This window comes from Microbacterium sp. Yaish 1, from assembly GCF_002245215.1.
GTDB lineage: Bacteria > Actinomycetota > Actinomycetes > Actinomycetales > Microbacteriaceae > Microbacterium.
Genome location: NZ_NPMR01000001.1, coordinates 1,672,724 through 1,698,230 on the forward strand (window position 1 = coordinate 1,672,724; position 25,507 = coordinate 1,698,230).

A 25,507-nucleotide genomic window follows, 5' to 3' on the forward strand; every position below is an offset into this window, starting at 1 on the left:
CCTCCGCAGACATCCCGCTCCACACGTTCCACCCGCACCAGCACCCGCACCCCTGCGGCCCGCCCGCAGAGCTCCGAGAGGAACCCGCATGATCCGCACCCGCACCAGCCGCGTCCTCGCGGCATCCGCCGCCGTCGCCGCCACGGCCCTCGTCGTCACCGGTTGCTCCGGCGGGGCGGGAGACTCCGGTGACGGCGGGTCGAGCGACTCGATCGTCGTCAGCGCGTTCCCGTTCGGGGTCGAGCAGTTCCAGCAGGCGATCGTCGACCCGTTCACCGAGAAGACGGGCATCACGGTCGAGATCGAGACCGGCTCCAACGCCGACCGTCTGTCGCAGCTGCAGCTCGCCGGTGGTGACGCAGGGATCGACGTCATGCTGATCTCCGACACCTTCGCAGCCTCCGGCCAGGAGAAGGACCTGTTCCAGGACTTCGACGAGTCCGACGTCCCCAACCTCGCGAAGATCGCCGACTTCGCCGTCGAGGAGGGCTACGACGGCCCGGCCTACAGCTACCAGCTCAACGGCACGCTGTACAACACCGACGAGCTGGATGCCGCGCAGGCCGCCGACTGGTCGCTCTACGCCGACTCCGCCTACAGCGGCCGCCTCGCCTTCCCCGACATCGCGGTGACCGCCGGTCAGCTCGCGGTCTCGGGCGTCGCGTCGACCTTCGGTGACGGCCCCTACGACATCGACACCGCCTACACGACGATCGGCGGATGGGCCCCCAACATCCTGCAGTTCTACTCGTCGTCGACCGAGGTCACCAACCTCCTCACGCAGGGCGAGATCGTCGCTGCCGACGCCCTCAGCGGCTTCGCCACGACGCTCATCGCCTCGGGCGAGCCGGTCGCGTGGACCGCGCCCGCCGAGGGTCGCTACATGGCGACGAACCGTGCCATGATCCCCAGCGGAGCGAAGAACCTCGAGGGCGCGTACGCCTTCATCGACTACCTGCTCTCGGTCGAGGCGCAGACGGCGTCGGCCGAGATCGTCGGCGACCTGCCCGTCGCCCTCGACGCCACGATCCCCGCCGAGATCACCGCCGTGGTCGGTGACATCGCGGCCGACCCGATCGCGGCGGGCTACGCCACGCTCGACCCTGCCGAGATCGTCCCGAACCGCGCCCAGTGGGTCGAGCGGTTCGCGCGCGAGGTCGCCTCGCGCTGATCCAGACCGCCCGGCCGTCGAGCACCCCCCCATCCTCGGCGGCCGGGCCTCTTCCCGCGGTTCTCCGACCGCATCGCTCCACGACGCACGAACGGCACCATGACCTCCGCAGCATCCCTCCCCGCCGAGTACCTTCAGCGCCTGCCGAAGGCCGACCTGCACTGCCACCTCATCGGCACCGTGCGCGCGTCGACGTTCGCGGAACTCGCCCGCCGGGAGTCGCTCGAGCTGCCGGCCGACCCCGAGCGCATCTTCGCCGACATCAACTCGCTGCCGCCCGACCCGGCGCTGTACCGCAACACGCGCATCCCGGTTCCGCAGCAGCGCGGCGCCGATGAGCCCGAGGTGTCGTACTCGCTCTTCCAGGTGTCGAACTGGGTGGTCGAGGTGCTCCGGGATGCCGACGACCTGACCCGCATCGTCTACGAGGCGTTCGAGGACGCCCACCGCCGCAGCGGCACCCGCCACCTCGAGCTGTTCTTCGACGCGCTGCCGCCGCACCTCGAGTCGCTCGGATACCTCGGCGCGGTCGAGGCCTACGCAGAGGGCATCCGCATGGCGGAGCGCGACTTCGGCATGAGCGGGCTGATGATCCAGGGCATCGACCGCAGCCGCAGCGGCGAGGAGGCCCTCGCCGTCGTCCGCCGCGTCGTCGACAACCCGCATCCGTACGTCGCGGGCATCGGTCTCGACAACCTCGAGACCGCCGGTCCGCCCGAGCGTTTCGTCGACGCCTACCGCCTGGCGGGTGAGGCCGGCCTCGGCCGTACGGCGCACTCGTCCGAGCACGCGCCGACTGCGGTCAACACCATCACTTGCCTCGACCTGCTCGGCTGCGACCGCATCGACCACGGGTACTACGTGCTCGAGGACGACGCCGTCGTCGAGCGGATGCGCGAGGATCAGGTCGCGTTCACCGTGGCCTCGACCACGTCACGCCGCTCGTGGCGGCCCTGGCGTCGCGCGTCGATCGCCGCGATGCTCGAGGCCGGGCTCAACGTCATCCCGTGCTCGGACGACCCGGGCATGTTCCCCACGACCCTCGCCGCGGAGTACGAGATCGTCGCGGACCAGATCGGCGCCACCCACGAGCAGGTCCGCCGCATGGCGATCTCGTCGTTCGAGGCATCCTGGCTGCCCGCCGAGCAGCGCGCCCGTCGCGTCGCCGAGGTCACCGCCGAGATCGACGCCCTCGACGCCGAGTTCGCACTCTCGGTCTGAGCCGCACGCCGCGCGCGCCGAGAACGCACCGTCGCCGCGAGAACGCACGGTTGAGGGTGCGTTCTCGCGGCGAGCGTGTGTTCTCGGCGGGATGGCCCGCGCCGGATGCGGAGGTCAGCGACCGCCGCGGCGGCCGGCGCTGTTCTGGCGCACGACCGAGCCGACCATGAGCTTGCCGCCCGCGGCACCGCCGTTCGACGACGCGCGACGGCCGGTGCGGCGCGGGTTGCCCGCGGGAGCGGCGTCGCGCGTCTCGCGCGGCGCGCGGTCGGCGGTCTGACCGCCGCGCGAGGACTGCTGCCCACCGCGGCTCTGCTGCTGGTCGCGCTGCCCGCCCGCGCGTGCGCCCTGGCCGTCGCGGCCACCGGCAGCGCCCTGGCCCTGACCCTGGCCGCGTCCGCCGCGACCGCGGCCACCGCCGGAGCGACCGGCGCCGTTCGACGAACCGCCCTCGCGGGCATCGCGCGCGGCGCGCTTGCGCTGGGCGTTGGCGCCCTGGCTCGTGCCGCGGGGTGCGACCTCGACGGGGGCCGGGGTGACGTAGGGGGCGACCTTTCCGACGAGGGCGACGACCTCGGGCGATTCGGCCGTGACCGTGATCGGGGTGACGGCGATGGCGGCCTTGCGGAGCAGATCCTTGACGTCGCGCTCCTGGCCCGGCATCACGAGGGTGACGACGGCGCCCTCGGCGCCTGCGCGGGCGGTGCGGCCCGAACGGTGCAGGTACGCCTTGTGCTCCATCGGCGGGTCGACGTGGACGACCAGCTCGACGTCGTCGACGTGCACACCGCGCGCGGCGACATCCGTCGCGACGAGCACCTTCGCGGCGCCCGACGAGAACGCGGCGAGGTTGCGGTCGCGCTGCGGCTGCGAGAGGTTGCCGTGCAGATCGACCGAGGGGATGCCCTGCGAGGTCAGCTGCTTGGCGAGCTTCTTCGCGGCGTGCTTGGTGCGGGTGAAGAGGATGCGGCGGCCCATGCCCGACGCGAGCGTCTTGACGACATCCTTCTTCTCCTCGGCGCCGGCGAGGTGGAACACGTGGTGGGTCATCGCGGCGACGGGCGAGTGCGCCTCGTCGACCGAGTGCAGCACCTCGTTCTGCAGGAATCGCTTCACGAGCTTGTCCACGCCGTTGTCGAGCGTCGCGCTGAACAGCATCCGCTGTCCGTCGCGCGGCGTCTTGTCGAGGATGCGGGTGACAGCGGGGAGGAAGCCGAGGTCGGCCATGTGGTCGGCCTCGTCGATCACCGTGATCTCGACCGAGTCGAGCGTCAGGTGGCGCTGCTGCAGCAGGTCTTCGAGGCGGCCCGGGCAGGCGACGACGATGTCGACGCCTGCGTTCAGCGCCTGCACCTGTCGGTTCTGGTTGACGCCGCCGAAGATGGTGGTCGTCTTCATGCCGTAGGCCGCCGCGAGGGGCTCGAGGGTCGCGTTGATCTGCGTCGCGAGCTCGCGGGTCGGGGCGAGGACGAGGCCCAGGATGCGGGCAGCGCGGCGGCTGCCGCCGGCCAGCTCGCCACCGAGGCGCGCAGCCATCGGGATCGAGAAGGCGAGCGTCTTGCCCGAGCCGGTCTTGCCGCGGCCGAGCACGTCGCGTCCGGCGAGCGTGTCGGGAAGCGTGTCGACCTGGATCGGGAAGGCGGTGGTCTTGCCGTCCTTCGCGAGCGCTTCGACGAGGGGAGCGGGCACGCCGAGCGTGCGGAAAGTGGTGTCAGTCATGAGGGAGCGTTTCTCCGGGCGCACGTCGGCGCCCTGATCGGTGGCCCGGATGCGGGTGCGCATGCGGGGTCGCCGTACGAAAGAGTCCGCGGGATGCCGGTCGTGACCCGGTGGGGCGGAAGGCGTTCTACGACGCGTGCGGCGCGAGCGCGCCACAAGAACCCTCAGCCTATCAGTGCTCGCCTGTCCGTCGGCCCGGACCCCGGCGGCGGTCGGTATGCCGCGATGCAAGGGATTCGGCCCGACACCCCGGCCCAACGGCATCCGTCACGGGGTGTCGGCCCGGATGTCTTGCATCCGCGCCCGGCGCAGAGAGCGCAGTGCGCCCGGGTCAGATGAGCGAGAGCTCCCGCAGCTTGGCTGCGACGTCGTCGTTGCTCGGCTCGACGTGGTGCGTCGCGTCGGGGTAGACCACCACGGGGATCTGCGTGCGGCCCGAGATCTCACGCGCGACGTCAGCCGCGGCAGGCTCCGCCTCGAGGTCGATGTAGGTGTAGTCGACGCCGAGCTCGTCGAGCTGAGCCTTCGTGCGGCGGCAGTCGCGGCACCAGTCGGCGCCGAACATCGTGATCGTGTCGGTGGAAGCGGTCATGCCTCCAGGGTACGTCCGCCCCGAAGACCCGGGGGCGGGCAGCGTCCGCCCCGATCCCGCCCAGCGCGTACCGTTCACGCGAGAACGCACCGCCCCGCGAGCTATCTCGACGAGGCGGTGCGTTCTCGGCGCGAAGGGCTCAGTACTCGGCGGCCCGGGCGCGCTCGGGGGCGGCCTCGAGCACGGCCGGCACTCGCTGGCTCTTGGGCGCGTACACGACGAGCGCGTGGAACACGAAGCGCACGACGAACGCCGCGATCAGGGTCAGCCCGGCGGCGATGACGCTCGGGATGTGCGCGTTCTCGACGAGCACCCACAGCACCGGGATCCGGATGATGGCTTCGGCGTTATTGAAAGCGAACGACTTCACGAACCGCTGCGTCATGCTGCCCGATTCCGAGCGCATGTCGGAGAAGACGAGGTATTCCAGCAGCAGGAAGTTGCCGATGATCGTGATCTCACTGGCGATGATGGATGCCGGCAGGTAGTCCATCCCCAGGCGGATGAGACCCCACATGATCACGAGATTCGCGATCGCGCCGACACCGCCGACGAGGGCGAACGCCGACATCCGCCCGAAGCGGAGCATCAGCAGCTGCGTCAGGAACCGGATGCCCTGCGTGAAGGTCGCCTTGGACGAGCCGGCGTATCGCGGCGCGAAGGCGAACGGCACCTCGGCGACGCGCATGTGGCGCCGCGCGAGGATCTCGAGCAGGATCTTGAAGCCGCGCGGACGCAGCGCGTCGACGTCGATCGTGTCGCGGTCGACCAGGAAGAACCCGGTCATCGGGTCGCTGCACTCGCTGAGCTTCCGCGGGAACATCGCCTTGGTCAGCAGCGTCGACGCGCGCGAGACGGTCGTCCGCGTGGCGTCGGCGAGTCCCCTGGAGTCGCCGCCGGCGATGTAGCGCGAGGCCACGACGATGTCCACGTCGCCGCGGTCCGCTCTTGCGAGCAGCCGCGGGATGTCCTCGGGCGGATGCTGCAGGTCGCCGTCCATCACGAGACACCACGACGAGTTCGCGGTGCGGATGCCTTCGACCACGGCCCCGCCGAGTCCCGCGACCGGCTCGTCGCGGTGGACCAGGCGCACCGGGAAGTCGGCGGTCTTCGCCGCCCGCTCGATGATCGCGGGGGTGTCGTCGGTCGAGTCGTCGACGAAGACGACCTCGATCATCCGGTCATCGACCGCGTCGCCGATCCGTCGCAGCAGCTCCACGACGTTCGGACCCTCGTTGAAGGTCGGGACGACGATCGTCAGATCCATGGAGCGCTCGCAAGTCGAAACGGACGGGGGAATTCACACAGTACTGAGGATTCATATGCGTACAAGCGGTTGACTCTTTGGATATCGCCTGAGATTCACCCGATGGCCTTCTTGATGTCATCCACGGTCATGCCGTAGTTGACCCGCACCACGGGCAGGGCCAGCTTGTCGGTTCCGATCGAGACGTAGCCGGGCTCGATGGTGCGAGCCATCTCGAAGCCCGCGTCGGCGACCGCCCGCTTGGCGGCGTCGTTGTAGTGGCCGAACGGATAGGCGACGACCTCCTTCGTTCCGCCGAGCACGTTCGCCGAGGTGTCGAGGTCGGAGACGATCTCGTCGTGGGTCCAGGTGACGATGCGGCCCTTGCCGTCGGCGCCCGCGGCGTGCATGTCGTGGGTGTGCGAGCGTTTGAGCACGTAGGGCGTGAGCTCGGGGCCGGCCCCGTTGACCGTGATCACGAAGGATGTCGTCATCACCCGGTACTTCTCCACCAGCGGCACGGCGAGCTCGAGCCACGACGGGTCGGCGTCGTCGTCGGTGATGATCACCGAGTGGTCGGGCAGGAAGAGCCTGCCGTCGATGAAAGCGCTCAGCTCCGGCCACGTCGGCAGGTAGAACTGCTGCTCGGAGATGTAGCGCAGGTGGGCTTCCCAGTCGCCGACGTAGGCGTAGTTGCCCCGCAGCCAGCCGGACTCGCCCTCGGGCTTGGTGGTGAACTGGTGGTACATCAGGATCGGGATGCGCGTCTTCGCGGCGGCGTTGTCGGCGGCGCTCATCCACGCGGCGTGAACGGTCCGCTGCTGCGCGTCGCAGGCGACGGCATCCGCGCCGTTGAGCCGGCCGGGGATCGACAGGGCCGCGGCATCCTCGGCGGTGTCGTACCAGCCGGCGAACACCATGCCCTCGCGGGCGGGGATCGGAAGCGACGCATAGGGCTTCCCCTGCGTCTCGAGCACCGGGGCGATGTCGATCGCGTCGCCGGTGAACGACACGGCGCACGCGTTCGGGTCGTTCGCGTCGGCGACGAGCTGTTCCGCCGGCGACAGCGGTTCGGGGGTCGGCGTCTCGGCGTCGGGCGTGGGAGCGGCCGCGGATGCAGCCGGGTCGGGCGCCGTGCTCGCGCGCTGCATCGCGTCGACGGCGAACCAGCCGCCGACCGCGGCGACGAGCAGGATTCCGGCGACCGCCGCGCCGATGCCGATCGCCCGGCGCTTGCGCTGTCGCCGCGCGTTCGAGCGTCGCGTTGCGGCCATCGTTACTCCCCCTGTGGTGCCCGGTGCGTCCGTCGAATACTAGGGCGCGCGCCTGAGGATGCACGGCCGATGCGACACTCGCTCCCGCTGCCCGAGAAGTCCGGTGCGCGGGCGCTCCAGGCTGGTGCTACAGTGACCTCACTACGACCACAGGGCGTAACCGACTAGTCGGGCGGAACCTGAGATCGTCACCGGATTCTTCGTGAGTCCGACGACGACCTCAGGTTTTTTTGTTGCCCGAAACCGAGCAGGAGGTCACTGATGACCGCATCGACACCACCCGCGCCGCCGCACGACCGCGACGCGATCTCGAGCGAGATCCTCGAGGCGATCGGGGGCGCCGGCAACGTGCGACGCGCCTGGCACTGCATCACCCGGCTCCGCTTCGACCTCGTCGACAACGGTCGCGCCGACCTCGACGCCATCCGCCGTTCCGGTGTCGCCGGTGCGCAGTTCAGCGGGGAGCAGCTGCAGGTGATCGTCGGCACCGACGTCGCGGCGCAGTACGCGTCGCTGTCGCGCCTGCTCGACGGTGCAGCCGCAGCCGCGGCACCCGCCCCGGTCGAGGCGCCCGCCGCGGCGGCATCCCGATTCTCCCCGCGCCGCCTCGTCAATCTGCTCTTCGAGACGTTGTCGGGGATCTTCACCCCGATCCTTCCCGCGATCGTCGGTGCCGGTCTGCTGAAGGGGCTCGTCGCCATCGCCACCCAGGCGGGCTGGCTCTCGGCGGGCAGCGATCCGCACCAGGTGTTCACGCTCATCGCCGACGGGGCCTTCGTCTTCCTGCCCTTCCTCGTCGCGGCATCCGCCGCCCGCCGGTTCGACACCGACCTGTCGCTCGCGCTCTCGGTGCCCGCGGCGCTGATGTATCCGACGATCGTCGCGGGCGCCGGCGCGATCGCGGACGGGGGCCCCGCGGGACTCGACCTCTACGGCCTCGCCATTCCGTTCGTCGACTACGCGAACTCGGTGATCCCCGCCATCCTCGGCGTCTACGCGCTGTCGAAGGTGCACCGCCTGATCGACCGGATCGTTCCGGCCGTGCTCAAGATCGTCGTCACCCCCGTGCTCACGCTCCTCATCGTCATCCCGCTCACCCTCATAGCGCTCGCGCCGCTCGGGCACTACGCGGGCGTGTACGTCAGCGACGCGGCGGTGTGGCTCATGCAGAACGGCGGCGTCTTCGCCGGGATGCTGCTCGGCGGTCTCATGCCGCTCATCGTGATCACCGGAATGCACTACGCGTTCTTCCCGACGACCTTCCAGTCGCTCGCGACGCGCGGATACGACGTCATCCTGCTGCCGTTCAACCTCGTGGCCAACCTCGCCACGGCCGGCGCGACCATCGCCGTCGCGATCCGGGTGCGCAGGATGCGCGCTCTGGCACTGTCGACGGGGTTCACCGCCTTCCTGGGCATCACCGAGCCCGCGATCTATGGTGTGACGCTGCGCCTCAAGCGTCCCTTCTTCTTCACCCTCGCCGGCGGCGCGGTGGGCGGTGCCTACGCCGGCCTCTTCGCGCTGAAGACGTACGGCTTCGCGGTGCCCGGACTCGCGTCGCTGCCGCTCTACGTCGCACCCGACGGCTCCGCCAACCTGATGCACGCTCGCATCGCGATCGCGCTGTCGTTCACCGTCGCCTTCATCCTCACCCTGCTCTTCGTCGAGCCGCGCCGCCGGACCCCGGGCACCGACGGGGCGGAGGCCGGTGCCGCGTCGTCTCGCCGCGCGCCGAACTCGTCGCCGCGATCCGGGGGAGCGTGGGATGCCACGATCGCGGTCGCCCCGCTCGCCGGACGCGTCATGCCGCTGTCGGCCGTCCCCGATCCGACGTTCGCCGACGGGCTGATGGGGCCCGGGGTCGCCATCGCGCCCCGCGGCACCGAGGTCGTCGCGCCCTTCGACGGGACGGTCGAAGCCATCGCCGCGACACGGCACGCCATCGGCCTGCGCGACGAGCGCGGCACCGAGATCCTCATCCACGTCGGCATCGACACCGTGACCCTCCCCGAGGGAGCCTTCGCGGTCCATGTGGAGCAGGGGCAGCGCGTGCTCGCCGGTGACCGCCTCCTGTCTTTCGACACCGCCGTCATCGAGGCCGCGGGGCTGAGCTCCATCACGCCCGTCGTCGTGACGAACGCGGGCTCGGCCGGCGACATGTCGCCCCTCGTCGAGCCGAACGGAACCGACGTCGACGCCGGCGAGCCCCTCTTCGCCGTCACGCCCGCGCGGCGTGATTTGCCGGCCACCCAGACCCATTCCCGAGAACAAGGAGAGAACTGAGATGACAACCTCAGCCGCATTCCCCGCCGACTTCCTCTGGGGCGGCGCGACCGCCGCGAACCAGATCGAGGGCGCTGCTCAAGAAGGGGGCAAGGGTCTGTCGACCTCCGACTTCGCCCGCTTCGTCCCGCCGATGGCGGACGGCAGCGTCATCGACTTCACGTTCGACGCGACCTCGCAGCAGGTCGAAGCCGCGCTCGCGGGCGAGGACGACCCCCAGACGCTCTATCCGAAGCGTCACGGCATCGACTTCTACCACCGCTTCCGCGACGACATCGCGCTGTTCGGCGAGCTGGGCTTCGGAGTGTTCCGGATGTCGATCTCCTGGGCGCGGATCTTCCCGACCGGCTTCGAGGAGGAGCCGAACGAGGAGGGCCTCGCGTTCTACGACCAGGTGTTCGACGAGCTGCTCGCCCGCGGCATCCGGCCTCTGGTCACCCTGTCGCACTACGAGATGCCCATCGAGATCTCGCGCCGGCTCGACGGCTGGCTGAGCCGCGAGACGATCGGGCTGTTCGAGCGGTTCGCCCGGACGGTGTTCGACCGCTACGCCGACAAGGTGAAGATGTGGATCACGTTCAACGAGATGAACATGAACCTCACCAGCGTCTACACCGGGGCGGGCGTCTTCCCCGACCGCGTCGCCGGACGTGAACTGCAGGCCGCCTACCAGGCGACCCACCACCAGTTCCTCGCGGCGGCGAAGGTCGTCGCGATGGGGCACGAGATGATGCCCGACGCCCAGATCGGATGCATGATCTGCCGCCTCGAGACGTACGCGGCCACCTGCAAGCCCGAAGACGTCATGCGGGCGACGCACGAGGACAACCTCAACCTCTTCTACCCGGACGTGCAGGTGCGCGGCGAGTACCCGACCTACATGAACCGGTACTTCGCCGAGAAGGGCATCGAGATCGTCACCGAGCCCGGCGACGACGACATCCTGCGCGCCGGCACCGCGGACTTCATCTCGATCAGCTACTACATGACGTACCTCGCCGAGGACCGTCCGGATGCCGATGACATCTCCGGCAGCCTCGTGAGCAAGCTGAAGAACCCGTACCTCGAGCTCAGCGCCTGGGGCTGGCCCGTCGACCCCGTCGGGCTCCGCATCGCGCTCAACAAGCTGTGGGGGCGGTACGGCAAGCCGCTGTACGTCGTCGAGAACGGCCTCGGTGCCGTCGACACGGTCGCCGAGGACGGCGCGATCCACGATGACTACCGCATCGACTACCTGCGCAAGCACCTCCTGCAGGTGCGCGAGGCGATCGCCGACGGCGTCGACGTGCGCGGCTACACCTGGTGGGGGCCCATCGACCTCGTCAGCTGCTCCACCTCGCAGATGACCAAGCGGTACGGCTTCATCCACGTCGACCAGGACGACTACGGGCGCGGTACGCTCGCCCGGACGAAGAAGGACTCCTTCGCCTGGTACCAGCGGGTGATCGCCACCAACGGCGCCGCACTCGATTCCGACGACTGACCACCACGACGAGCGAGACCCGACATGCTCACTGTTCACAAGGTGCTGAACAACAACGTCATCCTGTGCGCGGATGAGCACGGTCAGGAGTACGTCGCCACGGGACGCGGGATCGCGTTCCTGCTGCCGGTCGGAGGGGTGGTGGATCCCTCGAAGGTCCACCGCCTCTTCGTCAGCACCGACAGCGAGCACGGTGTGCGGCTGGCGTCGCGCATCGCCGCGCTTCCTCCGGCGGACGTCGAACTCGCCATCGTCGTCGCCGAGGCCGCGGGGGGCGAGTTCGGGTCGCACATCGTCGACCGGCTCGTCGTCCCGCTCGCCGACCACCTCGGCGCCGCGTTGCAGCGGCAGCGGGCCGGCATCGGGATCGACTACCCGCTGCAGTGGGAGACGCGAGCGTTCCACCCGCGGCAGGTCGAGTTCGGGCGGCGGGCGGTGGACATCGTCGAGGAGCAGACGGGGGAGCGCCTGCCCGACATCGAGGCCATCCCCATCGCGCTGCACGTCGTCAACGCCGAGCTCGGCACCGATTCGGTCATGGACACGATGGACATGACCGGCACGGTCGCGTCGTGCATCGCGCTCGTGCGCGGTGAGCTGAGACTCGACGGCGCGTCATCCGATCACGCCACGGCGCGGTTCGCCAGCCACCTGATCCACCTGCTGGCACGCCGCCGCACGGGCAAGCGGCCCGTCGACGAACTGGCGCCGTTCCTCGTGCCCTTCGCCGCCGAGCATCCCCGCGAGTACGCATGTGCGCGGAAGGTCGCGGCCGAGATCTCGCGGGCAGGCGAGCCGGATATCGACGAGGAAGAGGTGCTTCTGCTCACCCTCCATATCGTCCGGCTCGCGCTCGATGCGAAGAACGGCTGACCCTTCGCAACCCCCTTCATGTCGGTGCCGCGCGGCCGGTAAGCCTGATGCATGACCTCGTACGCAGCTCCCGCGGGTTCGGGTCGGGTGCGCGTCGGCATCTCGGGGTGGCGGTACGCCGGGTGGCGCGGTGACTTCTACCCCACGGGACTCGCGCAGCGGCGCGAGCTCGAATACGTGGGCGAGCGGATGTCGACGGCCGAGCTCAACGGGTCGTTCTATTCGCTGCAGCGCCCGTCGAGCTATCAGCGGTGGCGGAGCGAAGTGCCCGCGTCGTTCGTCTTCGCGGTCAAGGGCTCGCGCTACGTCACGCACATGCTGCGCCTGCGCGGTGTCGAGACGGCGCTGGCGAACTTCTTCGCCTCGGGAGTGCTCGCGCTCGGGCGGCAGCTCGGTCCGGTGCTCTGGCAGCTTCCCGAGCGCGAGGAGTTCGACGCCGCCGTACTCGCAGAGTTCTTGGCGCTCCTGCCGCGGACGACGGGCGAGGCCCTCGCGCTCGCCGAGCGGCACGACGAGCGCCTCGACGGCCGCGCGTGGCTCGAGATCGAGGACGACCGGCCGATCTGCCACGCTCTCGAGCCTCGGTCGGCCGGGTTCGGGACGGATGCCGCGCTCGCGCTGCTCCGTTCGCACGACACCGCTCTCGTGGTGGCGGACACCGCCGGACGCTTCCCCCGGTTCGAAGAGGTCACGACCGCGGGGCACGTGTACGTCCGGCTGCACGGCGCGACCGACCTGTACGCCAGCGGGTACACCGACGCCGAGCTCGACGAGTGGGCGGACCGCATCCGGGGATGGGCCGACGGCTCGGCGGCATCCGATGGTCGTCCGCGCGACGTGTGGGTGTACTTCGACAACGACGCGCGGGGGAGGGCGCCGCACGATGCCGTCGCGCTCGCGCGGCGGTGCGATGCGGCATTCATGCGTGGTTGAAGCCCGGGGGCGTTGCGCTCATCTCGGTGGATTAGGGTGACCGGATGTTCCGCAAGACCCGCTCCGAGCGTGAGCGAGAGCTCGACGACGTGCTTCGCGCCATCGCCGACCACCCGCTGTCCTCCGAGGAAGTGCGGCAGGCGAATTCGCTTATCGAGCAACTCGACGGTGAAGATCCGTCGGTCGTCAACGACTCTCTCGCGAGCCGCGGTCTTCCGTCGCTGGATGCTCTGGGAAAGATGCAGCTGAAGCACGGGCTCGCCTTCGGCCGCCTCCATCGGCGGCGCTACAAGCTCGAGAAGAAGCTCGGCCGAACCTGAGCCTCTCGCCCGTCGGTGCGATGCGGCGTTTAGGCTCGGCGGGTGACCGATCGGGATGGCGCGTGAGCGCGCAGCCGGCACCGTGGGTCTGCCCGACCTGCGGCGATCCGCTGCGCTTCGAGATCCTCGACGACGAGGCGTTCCTCGTGGCATGGTCGTGCCTGAACTGCGGACTCGTCCGGGTCACCGAGCCGGTCTGAGCCCGAGGCGTCTCCGTACCTCGGCCAAGGTGCAGAGGTATCCGCTCGACGCCGCCCCGCCCCGGGCCGTAGGGTCGCTGACATGTGCGGGCGATTCGCGAACGACGCCAAGACGGACGAGCTGATCCGGGAGTACGTCGCCGAGGGTGGCGACCCCGAGGAATGGGTGAAGTCCTGGGCCGGGGCCTACTCGATCGCGCCGACCGAGGATGCTCCGATCGTCCGCGACCGGGGCGAAGGGCGGGTGCTGGAGCTCGTCCGCTGGGACTGGCAGAAGCCGGCGAATCGCCCGCGGGGCGGTCCGATCATCAACGCGCGGATGGAGAAGCTCGGCCAGGGATTCTGGGCGCCGGCGTTCAGCGCGGCTCGGTGCATCGTTCCGATGCGGGGCTACTTCGAGTGGACCGGCGGCAAGACCCCGAAGACCCCGCACTTCCTCCACGGCGACGGCTTGCTCTCGGCTGCCGGGCTCACCTGGTCGATGGAACTGCCGACCGGCGAGAAGACGCGTTGCTTCGTCGTCATCACCCGCGAGGCTCGCGATGCGAGCGGACAGGTGCACGACCGGATGCCGGCATTTCTGACACCGGATACCTGGGATGCCTGGCTGACGCCCGAGAAGGTCACCGGTGACCGCAAGGCGGAGACGCTCGCGATGCTCGAGCACACGTCCGGTCAGGTCGCCTCGACGATCCGCGAGCACGTCGTCGACCGGAAGGTCAGCAACTCCCGCACGGTCGATCCCGCAGACCCGACGCTGCTCGAGCCGGTGGCCTAGCGATAGGCGCCTTGCACGCCCCGCCACCAGCCCGCCCCGCCAACCGGTCCCACCGGATCCAGCTCCTCACCCAGAACCTCGAACCTCTCCGGCACGGCACTTTCGCAGCCCCCGCAGCCCCGGCCGCACCAGCGCACCCATCTACCAGCAGCTGCACACCGACGCGATCGCACCCTGCCTGAACTCTCCACCCGTACCGGGCTCGACGTCCATCGCACCCGCAAGGCCCTCCGCCGCCTCGCTAACCACGGGCTGGTGGAACGCCCCGATGCCGGATGCATCCGGGCGACGCGTTCCGCCGACAGAGCGCAGATCCACGCGATTTCCCGCCGCGATGCGGGCTCACGCTTCGCGCCGCTGATCCTCGTGCTTGCTTGGGAGAAAGCACCCGGCTTTCTGGTTAGCGCTCGATCACGAATAGGTCGCGCTCGAGAACTTCGATCAGTCCTCGGACAGACCCTTCGCGCTTGTTTGGGACGAAGTACGTCCATGTCAGAACCCCCACGATCGCGGCAGCTGGCAGCAGGCCGGCACCCGCGATCGGAGGTACGACCTGCATGGCTGCTGAGAACCGTTCCACCGCCATTCTCGCCATCTCGATCGGCTCAGCCGAGTCCACGGGCGGCGATGCAGATGCGAGGACCGTCACCACGCCGACGTAGACCGCGACAGCCAGTGCACCTGGTCCTGCGATGAGCGCGGCGATGCCGACGGTGTCGCGGCCCTGAGCCTCGAACTTCTGGAGACGACCGCGCAAGGATGTGAGTACGTACCGGATCTCGTGGGGCGTGCGGTCAGGATCACTCTTCCAGAGATCAACTAGCTTGGCCGCTGCCGGCCAATCTAGCCCAGGTAACGCTGAGAGGTCGTGTTGCGATCCTTTCGGACGTGATTTGAACATTCGCTCAACCTACCGTTGCAACGCACGCGCGATGCAAAGCCAGCGGAAATGCTGCCCGTAGGCGACACCCGCAAAGCGTCCGCAGCACCATCGCGCTGCGCGCGCTGTTTTGCCGTGAAACGCGAAGCCCTCACCCAGAGCGACCGTGCCGCCGCGTTCCAGCAGCTCGCGTTCGAGGGGCTGAGCGTGACCGCGATCGCCAAGCGCACCGGCACCAAGACCGAGGAGGTCAAGACCGCCCTGACCGTCGCCCCATCGCGATCATCGAGCAGACCCCCACCCAGGCAGGACGCGTCGCCCTCGCGATCATCCTCGGCGGGATCGAGAGCCACACCAGCAAGAGCACCTCGCGCTACCCCACCGCTGCCGACGCCGCGTACTTTGCCCAGCTCACCGCGTGGGGCGACGCGCTCACCGACGTCGAGCAGATCGTTACCGCCGCTGCAGAGGGCGACCAGGACTGAACCACCCAAGGGCCGCTCGTGCGGCCCTTCGGTGGCCATCGCATCCAAGAAAATCGAAGCCAAATGGCCATCTTGCTTCCCAAAGGGACGCCTAACGCCCTTCGGGCGCATCTCTCTACTGCGCGGTGCGGTTCGTGGGGCCATCGCCGGTCTTCAGACCGGTCGGTGTAACCCGAACCACAGCGACAGTCGGCTGAGAAGCGATCAGCTCCTCCACATGAATCCCCAGCAAACCGACCGCCGCCATGCCGCCCGACGGATCATCGTCGATCTCTCCGAGCGCGAGCAGGGCGTCTGCCGCCATCATTCGCGCCATGGCGGCAACGTCCTCTTCCGATGCCATCACCTGAACGGGGGGCCCACCGGGGCGGGAGAGGAGGAAGCCTTGGTCATCAACATTATCGAGGCGAAAAGCCTCGCTCAGCGTGGCTTCCAGCTTTTTCCGATGACTCACGACTTCCTCCTCATGCATTACTCGTTGCCCGTGCAGTGTCCAGTCGCAGGGAATGCTGTGATGATGTTGTTGCTACGTACCCCCGCCGCGACGCGAACGATTGTGGTGCCCACCGTCTGATTGTTCTGCGTGTTCACAAGGTAGATCTTCCTGGAGTAGCACTTCGAGTCATTTGAGGGCCTGTCCTTCACGACCTCTGGACTTGCCAGCGCGCCGTTGATGCCGATATCAGCAACGTCTCGCCAGTTCTGTCCAGTGAGGGCGGACTTGCTCTCCCAGTCTCCCTGATGTCCTGCCTTGATGTGGAAGTACCCAAAGTTCGCGTTCCCGCAGCGCAAGATCTTCCCCTGCGGGAAAGAGCGCACAACCTTCTGCGGATCGACCCCGACACCGCAGCCAGCCCAGGTTACAGGGTCAGCGGCGGCACTGAAGGCCTCTGATCGAGCCTGCGCTGCCTCAACCCCAGCCGGCGACGGGTCCGCGGTCCAGATGAGCTCGGAGGCTGCCTCAGGGGGTGCCTCGGGGGACGGCTCCGCCGTTGTGGCGTGTGCTGTGGTTGCGGCGGACGATAGCAGCATCCCTAGGCCGAGTGCGGCAAGGAGGGTCAGCGACCGGCGTCGATGGGTTCGTAACATGCGGATCTCCTTCTGCGTATCTCGTGGTCTCGTTCTCTGGAGTGAGATCGAGATGAGTCACGGTTGGTTGCTAGCATTCGCTCGGCAGAAGTCAGATCCCATGTGATTCGCGCTGTGGATTTTCTCCTGTGGCGGCGCTACTATCCGTCGCTGCCGGTCGATCGGAGGCAAGGGAACCACCGCTCGTGAAGGTTGAGAACGTTCGACACGCGGATCAGCGTGCTAAGTCGCGGGTTCAAGAGTTTGGCGCCGGAGGACGGGTCCTCGAATCGTCTGTAGGTTGAGAGTGCGATGCCCGAGTCGAGGGCAACCCGCTCCTGCGATAGCCCGTCGTGGCGGCGCGTCGACCACAGTTGTTCTCTTATGGCGCAGAGCACGGTGAAACGCTGAAATTCTTCGAGACTTTCTGCCATCGGCATGTCAAGCGGCCTGAGTCGCATGGTCTGTCGGCCTTTCCGTGGGGTCATTCTCAGCCTCCTACAGCTTGTGAAATCCCGCTACCCCTCCCCGCCACCTCTTCGCACTCAGCTGCGAGCGTTCCCTGTCGCCATGTTCGCGATGGGCAGCGGCTTCATCGCCCGAGGTGCGATCAGTGAGAACTTCGGCCTCACAATGAACGGCTACCCGCAGCCCGACTACGACACTTTCAGCAGTCGCCTCCTCGGGCTAGCCGATCCCATGATGGCCGGGCCTACCGAAGAGCTCGTGCTTATGGCTCTCGTAGTCACGGCCCTCCGCACCGCTGGTTACTCGCGGTGGGCCGTGTGCGTGACCGCCGTCGCGGTGCGTGTTCCGTTCCACCTCCACTACGGGTGGGTAGCGCTCGGCCTGACCGTTCGGGCCCTGCTGATCATCGTCCTTCACTGCCGGACCAACGCTCTTTTCGCGATCGTGCTCGCTCACGCCGCGTTCAACGGGCTGAACTACCTCGACGATCTCGGCGTCGCTATCAAATGGTTGCTGATCTTCTCTGGCCTGGCGATCGTCTGGTAGAAGTTTCACAAGCGCCTGCCCACCGGGAAACGTGCACGCTGATCACCGAGGCGAGCCGGGCACAGGGGTTGCTGCCGACGCCCAGACCCAGGCGCGGTGCTCGACCTCGCCGACGAGAAACCGGATGGCCATGGCGTCCGCCGTCCACCGGCATGCCTGCCCATCGACCCACACCGGAGTCGCACCGAACCGCACCCACGCACGGGCTTTGGCTTCGGGTCGATCGTGACCGGCTCGGTGTCCAGGCCGATTTCTCGCGGGAGAGAGACTGGAGTGGGCCGGCGTCTCGCGCGATGCGCTCGAGGATCTTCGCGTCCATCCGGCGGTCGACCGCCGCGGCGTAGCGCCTGTTTGTTCCCATCCCGACGCCCTGCACCCAGGGTAGCCTGATGCGAACATATGCTCGATGAGACCGATGCGCGATCCGGCAGGACGCGCCGTCGCCGGCTACGTCAGTTAGCGGCGTTGTACGCGTCCGTGACGGCCTGGGGGTGCGGCCCCGCTTGTTCACCTCGTAGCCGTTCTCAGCGGCCCAGCTGCGGATCGCGGAGAGGTCGCTCGCACCGCGGCTGCGCCGTGTCCCGTTGCGCGCCGGTCGTCCGCCTGCAGCCTTCCGGCCGGCGGCGATGTATGGCTGCAGCAGCTGTTCGAGCTTCTCCCGGTTCCCCTCGGACAGGTCAATCTCGAAGTTCTGCCCCTGATAGGCGAACGTGACCGTTTCAGCGTCCTCGGTGCCGTCAAGGTCATCGGTGATGTAGACGATGCTGCGCTGTGCCATGCGCCCGACGCTATCGCAGCGATATCAGCCACAACACCGTGCAGCTGGCGGCACGCGCTCATTTGAGTGGACGATCCGCGTTCCGCGGATCGCGGCGCCCGCACCCCTGCGGGGCGCTCGTATTTCCGCCTGGAAGCCTGCGGCATCGTACGGCTCCACATCAACCGGCTGAAATGGGCAGCGACGCTCACTGCCTGATTCAGGCCGCCTCGCGAGTAAGGGAAACCGCTCTACAGGGCGCAGCGAGCGGCTATGCGCCCGAGCCTGCCCACGATGCGAGCAAGGGTTCGACCGCCAGATCGGTAAGAATCTTGATGCGGTCGAGCCCATCCGGGAGCGCGAACGCCGTCGCCGCCAATCCCATAGAGACAGCCCACAAGATCTGCGCCTGATCCATAATGTCGATCGACGGCGCGTGCGGATGGTTCCGGACCCACTCCGCCAGGGTCTCCTCAGTGACGGCGATTACACCGTGCGCTGCGGCAAGACGGCGATCCGTTGGAACATCAACGCCACCCATACCGTGCATGAAGAGGAACATGCGCCGATGCTGTTCTGCGAATCCGAGGTAGGCGTCGACGAGGGCTCGGGGCGAGCGATGGGGATCCTGCATCACGGCGTCTCGTAGCGTTGCTGCTAGCCGGTCGTATGCATCGATCATGACGGCGTCGAGGAGATCCGACTTGTCCGCAAAGTGCTGATAGACGATGGGGGCCGTGTAGCCGATCTCGGCGGCAACGCGGCGCACGTTCACCGCCGATGCTCCCTCGGAAGCGACGATGTCTCGTGCCGCGAGGAAGATTCGCTTTCGGTTACTGGCATGCAACTGCTCTCGTCGAGAGGTCACTGCGGATCGATCTCCTTGCGCGCGCCGGCAACCGACGGGACGACTTCAATGGGCATAGACCGACCCGCGAGCGGGATCGGACGTCGCCGATGATCAAGATCGCATCACACTACCTCGCGGTCCCGCGAGGCTGGTGGGCACACGCGGGACCGCACTAAAGATCGCGCTCGAACGCTGCGCGGTCAGGAACGCCTGCTGTTGCGGATACGCCACCGCGACCAGGCGAGAAGGAGGACCGCCACCGCGAGCGTCGTCAGAGCGAAAGCAACACCCGGTAGCACTGACGGAGCACCGGTTTCGGCGAGCATCCCTGTCTTGCTCGGAACGGCGTCGGGGCTGGGTGTGGAGGTCGTCACACTCGGAGATGGCGTCGGGCTCGATGCGGGAGTTGGGCTGGGCGGGGGAGTCGAGCCGGGCGGGGGAGTAGGCGTTGGAGTGGGCGTTGACCCCTCGCCCGTTCCGTCACCTCCCTGGCGGACGACGACCGCGTTGACGGGCGTCCCCGATGTGTTGCCGACGACGATGGTGGCGCTGTTCTTGTACGATCCCGCAGTTCCTCCGTCTGTTACCCGCGTGGCGAACTGCACGTCGTAGAAGTAGCCCTCCTGCGTGACGAACGTCACGCTGTCGGGGGTGCTGGTGTAGGACGAGCGATCGGCGGGGGCCCAGGGGCCGGGGACCTCGACTCCGCCGCTGTTGACATAGGTGCCGGGAGCTTCCCACAGGGTCGGCATGGACTCTCCCGCGATCTGAGTGACGAGTTCCTGATTGCCGCCGGGGGTGTCGGTCACGGTTACTGTGTTGCCGCCCACCATTCCGTCCGGTCCACTGCCGATCGTCACCGTCCATCGGATGTATCCGGTAGCGGGGTCATAGTTGCCGCCCTTGGCGTTGTCGCGGCCGGCGAATGCGCAGTTCTCGGTGCACGGACCGCCGGGGGCGGGGGGCGGTGTCACGACTGTCGTCACCGAGGTCCCGCCGACATCGAAGGTCACGGTCTCTGAAGAGTTCACCGTCTTCAGCACCGTCACCCAGAAGCGAAACGTGCCGCGCAGGTCCACGGGATTCGCCGCAATGTACGCCGACGACAGGGCGCAGTCGAGCTGAGTTGCGGTGACCGTGCACTGGCCGACCGCCGCACCCTGCGGGTCAGTGAGAGTGAATGCATCCGAGCGCCCCTGCAGTTCGGAGGGGAGGTCGATCGTGAATCCCGCCGGTGACGCAGGGTTGTCTGGCAAGGACCAATTCCCTGTGATCTCTGCACTCGATCCCGACTGGACCGTGCTCGAAGTGAACGACAGGGCATCGATCTGAGCGTTCGTCGTGTATCCACCGACTCCTTGTGCCGAAGCCGCTGGGGCCATCAGCGCTGTGATGAGAGCGAGCCCGCTGACCAGGGGTGTCCAGCGGCGGCGCTGCGCCGGAGGGCGCTCAAGATGGGATGGTGCGGGTCGCATGCGGACCTCCTCGGGTTCTTGCGCAAGCCGTTCGACGGGATCTCTCGGTCTGCGCGATCGGCCGCAACGCAGAATGCTAACGCGGTGTTTTTTCTATCACTGTTATACACATGTTGGCCAACGTTGTCAGCGGTGTTGCAACGCTGGGCTTCCCAGCGTGCGCTCTGCGTGATCGAAGCAGTCATCCATATGGCGTAGCCACCGGGCGCAGCGTCGACCTCGGACCTCTTGAGGCTGGCTATGGCTGACGGAGCTCGATCTGCTGGGTAAACCACAAGCTGTCGGCGTTAGCCCAGTACTCGCAGATGCGATTGTCGTCGTCGACCCGCAGCGTGTCGGTGCCGAAGAACTCCACGGCACGCCCCGCAGGAGCGGTTGCACTCGGGAGGGTGCCGGAGTAGGTGCCGTTCGCCCGCCACCGAAGCGCGATCACGTTGCCATCTCGGAACGGCCCCAGTTGCACGGTAAATCGCAGGTCGAGCAGCACCGCGTGGATGCCGCGGATCCACCCGTTGAGACCATCTCGACCCCGCGTATCGCTAGGGGCCCCACCCATCAGGGGCGCGGCGTGAGAGACGAACCGCTCGGCGACGATGCGTTCGGTCAGGGCAAGATCGCCGTTCCAGAGGGCGACCCACGCGTGCGCCAGATCGTGCGTGGTGTTCATGATGCATCCTTTCGGGGAGAGCGAGGGGAGTGGGATATCAGGTCGCGGGTGAAGACCGCGGCGAAGCGTAGGAATGCACGACGGCGACGCAGGAACGTGAACCCGGTGCCCCGGACGGAAGCGCCGTTTCTCACGACGTCGAGAGGCAGGATGCGCAGGTGCGTCGTGAAAGCCTGTGTGCCGTCCGCGGCGCGGACGGTGAGTGCTACTCGCGTCGTGGAGCGGTAGCGCGCGAGGATGCCGCGACCGACCTGCTTTTTCACGCCGACGGCCGTCCACTCGCGCTCCGTGCCGTCAACGAAACGAAGGTCATAGCGCATCAGGTAGTCGCGGCCGGGCGGGAAAAGCTGGAACGTGCCTGTCACTGCGTGAGTGCCCGGCAAGTCAGCCAACGACAGCGTTCCAGTGACGTCCAGATGCCGCAACGGATCCTCGTTGAAGCGGGCGAGGCTGGGCATCGACAACGTGACGTCGAGACATCCTGCGCCGGGCCTGTCCAGCGGCACTTCGCGGATGGTTTCGTGGATGGTGACGCCGTCTTCCTCGGTGACGTATCTGCGGCGCTGCATCCATGCGGATGCTGCGTCTTCGGGAACGGGTAAAGGTCGTGTGGTGGTCATTTCGGGTGCCTGCCAATGGGGGTTGCCGAGTGTGGTTCGGATGAAGAGCTCAATGGCGCGCTCGGCGGTGGCGAGGATTGTGGCCGATGGGTTGACTCCTGTCGAGCCGGGCAGGGCGGCCCCATCCATTACGTACAGGCCGGGGTAGCCGTGCACCTGTCGATCGTGTCCGACCACTCCGTTGTTTCTGTCGGTGCCCACGGGGACGCCACCGAGTGCATGGACGGTGACGGGGGTTCTCAGCAGCGACCACGTCGCTACTGGGTGGACTCGGCTCTTGAGGAGTCGAGCGACGGCGGGACCGACACGCTCCTCGGCCGCATATAAGCGGGCCTGGCGGCGATTGATCCATCTCAACCGCAGCGCTCCGTGGCGGTCGAGAGTCAACCGACCGCTACCGGCATCGTGCCCCATCGACAGCAGAGCGACGGTCTTCTTGTTGTCGAAACCACGGAGCCGGCGCCACCGCTGACGAAGCCGGCGCAACGGGAGCGCGTGGTGTAGAAGCTCCGAAACGACAAGCGGGACGGCACCGTCCTGAAGCTGGAACCATACCGGTCGTGACCGTTCCCAGACGTCGAGAATCGTCGTCGTCGTGATGGTGGGACCCGTGGTGAGGTCACCGGGAACGTGGCGCAAGTTGCTCATGGCGAGGTAATCGCCGTTGCCTGAGAATCGTGTGCCGAGGTGCCTCGAGAGAAGGGGAAGAGTGCCATCGACATCGCGCGCACGCAGCAGCAACTCGGTCGACGCCACCGCTCCGGCAGCGAGGAACAGATAGCGAGCTCTCCAGTGCGCCGTGGTGCCATCAGACGACCTGGTCTTCACCGCCCAGGCGTCCCCATCCTGCTCCAGCCGGATCACCTCGGCGTCGGTGACGCTCTGCGCGCCGTGCGCTTCCGCGACGGCGAGGTAGTTGTGATCGAGTGAGTTCTTGGCTCCCTGGTTGCAACCTGCGACGCAGTCTCCGGAGAAGGTGCAGCCGCGTTGTGGGCTACCGAAGCGGTTCGGCTGCCACATGAGCGGGTCGCCGAACCGGACGGCGAGATTAGGGCGAAAGGTAGCCGAGGCGATCCCCATGTCTTTACTCAGCCCCTCGATGGTCGCGGTGCGATCCGGTACGCGCCCCGTAGACGGATCCGTTTGCACGGGAGTCACCTCGAGCATCGACGCGGCGAGGTCGTAGTAGCGATCGAGCCCGGCGCGGCGCACGTCAGCCGTCCATCGATCGTCGAGCGTCTGATCGACGGGTCGGGCGAATACATTCGCGTAGGCGAGGGACCCCCCACCCCACCCGGCCGCCTGAACCGAGATCATTGACCGCAACCAGCGCACGTCATAGAGCCCTCGCCCTCGTGCCCACAACCATCCGTCGTTCAGAAGAGGCGTGCGTGGAAAGTCGCCCGGTCTCCAGCGACGCCCACGTTCGAGCACCGTCACACTGAAGCCCGCCTGGGCAAGCCGCGCAGCGGTGACGGCGCCACCGAAGCCGCTTCCGACGACCAGAGCATCGGTTTGCACGGTCTGCTCGATCACCGCTTCTCCAGGAGGGTCAGCCGGGGTGGATGACCCGGGGTCGTCCACCCCGGCGGGAATCACGGCGTCGGCGCGGCGCTGCCGCGGTAGACAGGCAGATCTCGCACCAGCTGAGTCAGAGCTGCATCGCCGTCGTAACGACGCCGATGCAGCTCGGCGATCCGGTCGCCGATCTCGGGTTCAGCGTCATCGGTGATATCGAAGGAATCGAAACGCTCGAGCAACGGCAGGCCGATGCGATCAGTGTGGGCGTGAGAGGGAGCCATGAGGTACTCCCAGTACCCGTCCAGGTCATCGATGACGAAGACGGCGCCGTACTCGAAGTCGCCACCGAAGTCCGGACCGACAACGAACGAGCGCACCGCCTCGATCTGCTCGCCCTGGTTGCGGAGGCTTGCGAGAGCTTCGGCCTTCTGCTTGGCGCTGACGCCCTCCTTGAACGTGAAACGGTTGCCGTGATAGATCACTTGTTCTGTCCTTTCTTTCGGGGACGCCCGGCATCGGACGATGCGCGAGACGAGGAGAGAATCTCCGGCACAGCGAGGGCGAGGGCCACGGCGGCTACGACGGCACCTCCGTATGCGAAGGTCGCCCCGATACCCGCGAGGTCGACGAGTGGTTGCGCGAGGATCGGCGAGACGAACTGCCCGGCGAAGATCGCCGAAACGAGCCCGCCGAGCAACACCCCGCGACGTGCTGAGCCCGCGAGTTCGCTGATCCAAAAGTTGAGGTTCGGGACTGTTACACCGACACCGATCCCGCCGACGAAGGCGCCAAGAAGCGGTCCCACCCACGACGCCGGTGCGCCGACGCCGATTACCACCCACCCGATGCCGAGCAGACCGAGGCCGACCGCGGCAACCGTCGCGGGTGCCATGCGGCGCCGTAAGGCGGGGAACCACAGCGAGCCGATAACTCCGGTTGCCATGCTCGCTGCGACCACGAAGCCCGTGGCCGTCGTCCCCACACCAAGATCATCAAGGATGAACGGCAACTGCGTCGGGGCGAGGAAGAACACCGCCGTCGAACCGAAGGCAAGTGCATAGATACTGACGATCGATGTGACGCCGGGTCGTAGACCGGCATCCAACTCGTCGACCTGGACTTGACCGTCGAGGGGAGGAGCGAGGCGGGTCGCCAGCACGAGCGGTATCAACAGCAGCGCGACGGCGTAGATGCCGAACGGTGCGCGCCAGTCGACAGTGCTAAGCCAGCCCGCGAGCGAAAGGAAGACGACGCCACCGAGGCTGGCGAAGAGTTGCTGCCCGCCGAGCAGTCGCGCACGCTCCTCCCCTCGCCACAGGCTGGCGATGGTGGTGCTAACCGCTGTCATAATCGCCCCCACACCCACTCCCAGCACGATGCGGCTGACCAGAAGCGGCAGAGGATCGGTGACGATCAAACCCGCCGACCCGCTTAGTGCGTACAGCATCAGTCCCCCGAAGAGCACGGGGCGCGTGCCAATCCGAGATGCCAAAGTCCCGGCGAGCGGAGCAGTTAGGGCGATCGCTGCTGAGGTGATCGTGATGACGATTTTGACCAGGAGATCCGCGCCAGGCACGGCCTCATAAGCCACACGCATCGCTGGCAGGCTCGGCGAGATCACCGCCGCGGCCATGATCGTGAGCGTCGACGCCGCCAGCACGGTCGCTGCGGTCTTCCGGGTCGGTGCCTGCACGATCTGGGATGCACCGAGGGGTGCGGTGATGCGCTGACGGGACATGTGGTTCACCTCCACCTCTAAATATAACAGCGTTAGATTTTCTGGCGGAAGGGCACAGTTGACGGTGGTGGCACTTGTCGGGCGGCCGCAGGGGCATGCAGCTCTTCGACCCAGGTAGCCGGGGGATCCGGCCTTCTGGGTGACGAGCGTCCCGCGCTACTGCAGTCGTTATGACCCGGAGCTCCCGCATCGGACTGCCGACGAAAAGCCATGGGAAGGGACATGCTCCCGCGTTCGTCCTGACGGGCAGGCTGACGGCGCCAGCTTCAAGCCGCGATGCTGAGGGACACCCACGTGGCGGGCGCTTGGCGTCGCCACGGGCGAGGCCAAGCCGGGTGC

24 protein-coding genes are annotated in these 25,507 nt (G+C 67.7%); 10 read left to right on the forward strand and 14 right to left on the reverse strand.

The window, feature by feature from the left end; all coding sequences use genetic code 11:
- Window positions 1-88 precede the first annotated feature (88 nt).
- The gene (locus CI089_RS07900) at window positions 89-1,171 is read left to right on the forward strand and encodes an extracellular solute-binding protein (protein ID WP_094260959.1); all 1,083 of its coding nucleotides are present in this window, start codon (window positions 89-91) and stop codon (window positions 1,169-1,171) included.
- A 99-nt stretch (window positions 1,172-1,270) separates the two neighbouring features.
- Entirely contained in the window at window positions 1,271-2,392 is a 1,122-nt protein-coding gene (locus tag CI089_RS07905; protein ID WP_256977656.1) for an adenosine deaminase family protein, read from the forward strand.
- A gap of 114 nt (window positions 2,393-2,506) precedes the next feature.
- Here CI089_RS07905 and CI089_RS07910 read toward each other — a convergent pair whose 3' ends face one another.
- From CI089_RS07910 to CI089_RS07925, 4 genes are all read right to left on the reverse strand, one after another.
- Window positions 2,507-4,111, reverse strand: a complete 1,605-nt coding sequence (locus CI089_RS07910; RefSeq protein WP_094261310.1) for a DEAD/DEAH box helicase — start codon at window positions 4,109-4,111, stop codon at window positions 2,507-2,509.
- 331 nt (window positions 4,112-4,442) lie between these two features.
- Window positions 4,443-4,703: a glutaredoxin family protein gene (locus CI089_RS07915; protein WP_023952954.1), complete on the reverse strand. Its 261-nt coding sequence runs from the start codon at window positions 4,701-4,703 to the stop codon at window positions 4,443-4,445.
- 139 nt (window positions 4,704-4,842) lie between these two features.
- Window positions 4,843-5,970 (reverse strand): glycosyltransferase, encoded by a 1,128-nt coding sequence (locus CI089_RS07920; RefSeq protein ID WP_094260960.1) that lies wholly within the window; start codon window positions 5,968-5,970, stop codon window positions 4,843-4,845.
- A 95-nt stretch (window positions 5,971-6,065) separates the two neighbouring features.
- Entirely contained in the window at window positions 6,066-7,223 is a 1,158-nt protein-coding gene (locus tag CI089_RS07925) for a polysaccharide deacetylase family protein (protein WP_094260961.1), read from the reverse strand.
- A 261-nt stretch (window positions 7,224-7,484) separates the two neighbouring features.
- Here CI089_RS07925 and CI089_RS07930 point away from each other — a divergent pair, with 261 nt between their 5' ends.
- The 7 genes from CI089_RS07930 to CI089_RS07960 all read left to right on the forward strand — a co-directional run bounded on the left by CI089_RS07930 (window position 7,485) and on the right by CI089_RS07960 (window position 14,093).
- Window positions 7,485-9,506: a glucose PTS transporter subunit IIA gene (locus CI089_RS07930; protein WP_094260962.1), complete on the forward strand. Its 2,022-nt coding sequence runs from the start codon at window positions 7,485-7,487 to the stop codon at window positions 9,504-9,506.
- Between the two features lies 1 nt (window position 9,507).
- Window positions 9,508-10,989 (forward strand): glycoside hydrolase family 1 protein, encoded by a 1,482-nt coding sequence (locus tag CI089_RS07935; protein ID WP_094260963.1) that lies wholly within the window; start codon window positions 9,508-9,510, stop codon window positions 10,987-10,989.
- A gap of 24 nt (window positions 10,990-11,013) precedes the next feature.
- Complete coding sequence (locus CI089_RS07940; RefSeq protein ID WP_094260964.1) at window positions 11,014-11,862, forward strand: PRD domain-containing protein; 849 nt, start codon at window positions 11,014-11,016, stop codon at window positions 11,860-11,862.
- Window positions 11,863-11,913: 51 nt separating this feature from the next.
- On the forward strand, window positions 11,914-12,795 hold the full coding sequence (locus CI089_RS07945) for a DUF72 domain-containing protein (protein WP_094260965.1): 882 nt from the start codon (window positions 11,914-11,916) through the stop codon (window positions 12,793-12,795).
- 44 nt (window positions 12,796-12,839) lie between these two features.
- Entirely contained in the window at window positions 12,840-13,115 is a 276-nt protein-coding gene (locus tag CI089_RS07950; RefSeq protein ID WP_094260966.1) for a hypothetical protein, read from the forward strand.
- A gap of 62 nt (window positions 13,116-13,177) precedes the next feature.
- Entirely contained in the window at window positions 13,178-13,315 is a 138-nt protein-coding gene (locus CI089_RS07955) for a hypothetical protein (protein ID WP_256977658.1), read from the forward strand.
- A gap of 82 nt (window positions 13,316-13,397) precedes the next feature.
- Window positions 13,398-14,093, forward strand: a complete 696-nt coding sequence (locus CI089_RS07960) for an SOS response-associated peptidase (RefSeq protein ID WP_094260968.1) — start codon at window positions 13,398-13,400, stop codon at window positions 14,091-14,093.
- A gap of 400 nt (window positions 14,094-14,493) precedes the next feature.
- Here the strand turns inward: CI089_RS07960 and CI089_RS07965 are convergent, their stop codons facing one another.
- From CI089_RS07965 to CI089_RS16255, 3 genes are all read right to left on the reverse strand, one after another.
- Window positions 14,494-14,994, reverse strand: a complete 501-nt coding sequence (locus CI089_RS07965; protein ID WP_143738942.1) for a hypothetical protein — start codon at window positions 14,992-14,994, stop codon at window positions 14,494-14,496.
- A gap of 579 nt (window positions 14,995-15,573) precedes the next feature.
- The gene (locus tag CI089_RS07970) at window positions 15,574-15,912 is read right to left on the reverse strand and encodes a hypothetical protein (RefSeq protein WP_143738944.1); all 339 of its coding nucleotides are present in this window, start codon (window positions 15,910-15,912) and stop codon (window positions 15,574-15,576) included.
- 17 nt (window positions 15,913-15,929) lie between these two features.
- Complete coding sequence (locus CI089_RS16255) at window positions 15,930-16,547, reverse strand: hypothetical protein (RefSeq protein WP_143738946.1); 618 nt, start codon at window positions 16,545-16,547, stop codon at window positions 15,930-15,932.
- A 549-nt stretch (window positions 16,548-17,096) separates the two neighbouring features.
- On the opposite strand from CI089_RS16255, the gene CI089_RS07975 reads away from it, so the two are divergent.
- Window positions 17,097-17,540: a CPBP family glutamic-type intramembrane protease gene (locus CI089_RS07975; RefSeq protein ID WP_094260971.1), complete on the forward strand. Its 444-nt coding sequence runs from the start codon at window positions 17,097-17,099 to the stop codon at window positions 17,538-17,540.
- Here CI089_RS07975 and CI089_RS16605 read toward each other — a convergent pair.
- The 7 genes from CI089_RS16605 to CI089_RS08015 form a co-directional block, all read right to left on the reverse strand.
- Window positions 17,497-18,318 (reverse strand): histone-like nucleoid-structuring protein Lsr2, encoded by an 822-nt coding sequence (locus CI089_RS16605; RefSeq protein ID WP_256977660.1) that lies wholly within the window; start codon window positions 18,316-18,318, stop codon window positions 17,497-17,499. The two genes, CI089_RS07975 and CI089_RS16605, sit on opposite strands and share 44 nt — an antisense overlap.
- Before the next feature lie 250 nt (window positions 18,319-18,568).
- Entirely contained in the window at window positions 18,569-19,165 is a 597-nt protein-coding gene (locus CI089_RS07990) for a TetR/AcrR family transcriptional regulator (RefSeq protein ID WP_094260972.1), read from the reverse strand.
- A gap of 182 nt (window positions 19,166-19,347) precedes the next feature.
- On the reverse strand, window positions 19,348-20,403 hold the full coding sequence (locus CI089_RS07995; RefSeq protein ID WP_094260973.1) for a hypothetical protein: 1,056 nt from the start codon (window positions 20,401-20,403) through the stop codon (window positions 19,348-19,350).
- Between the two features lie 457 nt (window positions 20,404-20,860).
- Complete coding sequence (locus CI089_RS08000; protein ID WP_094260974.1) at window positions 20,861-21,289, reverse strand: ester cyclase; 429 nt, start codon at window positions 21,287-21,289, stop codon at window positions 20,861-20,863.
- Complete coding sequence (locus CI089_RS08005) at window positions 21,286-23,445, reverse strand: GMC oxidoreductase (protein ID WP_179223267.1); 2,160 nt, start codon at window positions 23,443-23,445, stop codon at window positions 21,286-21,288. Before CI089_RS08005 ends, CI089_RS08000 begins: the two co-directional genes overlap by 4 nt.
- 59 nt (window positions 23,446-23,504) lie before the next feature.
- Window positions 23,505-23,912 carry a Dabb family protein gene (locus CI089_RS08010; RefSeq protein ID WP_094260976.1) on the reverse strand — a complete coding sequence of 136 codons (408 nt, stop codon included), beginning with the start codon at window positions 23,910-23,912 and terminating at the stop codon, window positions 23,505-23,507.
- Entirely contained in the window at window positions 23,909-25,168 is a 1,260-nt protein-coding gene (locus CI089_RS08015; RefSeq protein WP_094260977.1) for an MFS transporter, read from the reverse strand. Before CI089_RS08015 ends, CI089_RS08010 begins: the two co-directional genes overlap by 4 nt.
- Between the last annotated feature and the right edge of the window lie 339 nt (window positions 25,169-25,507).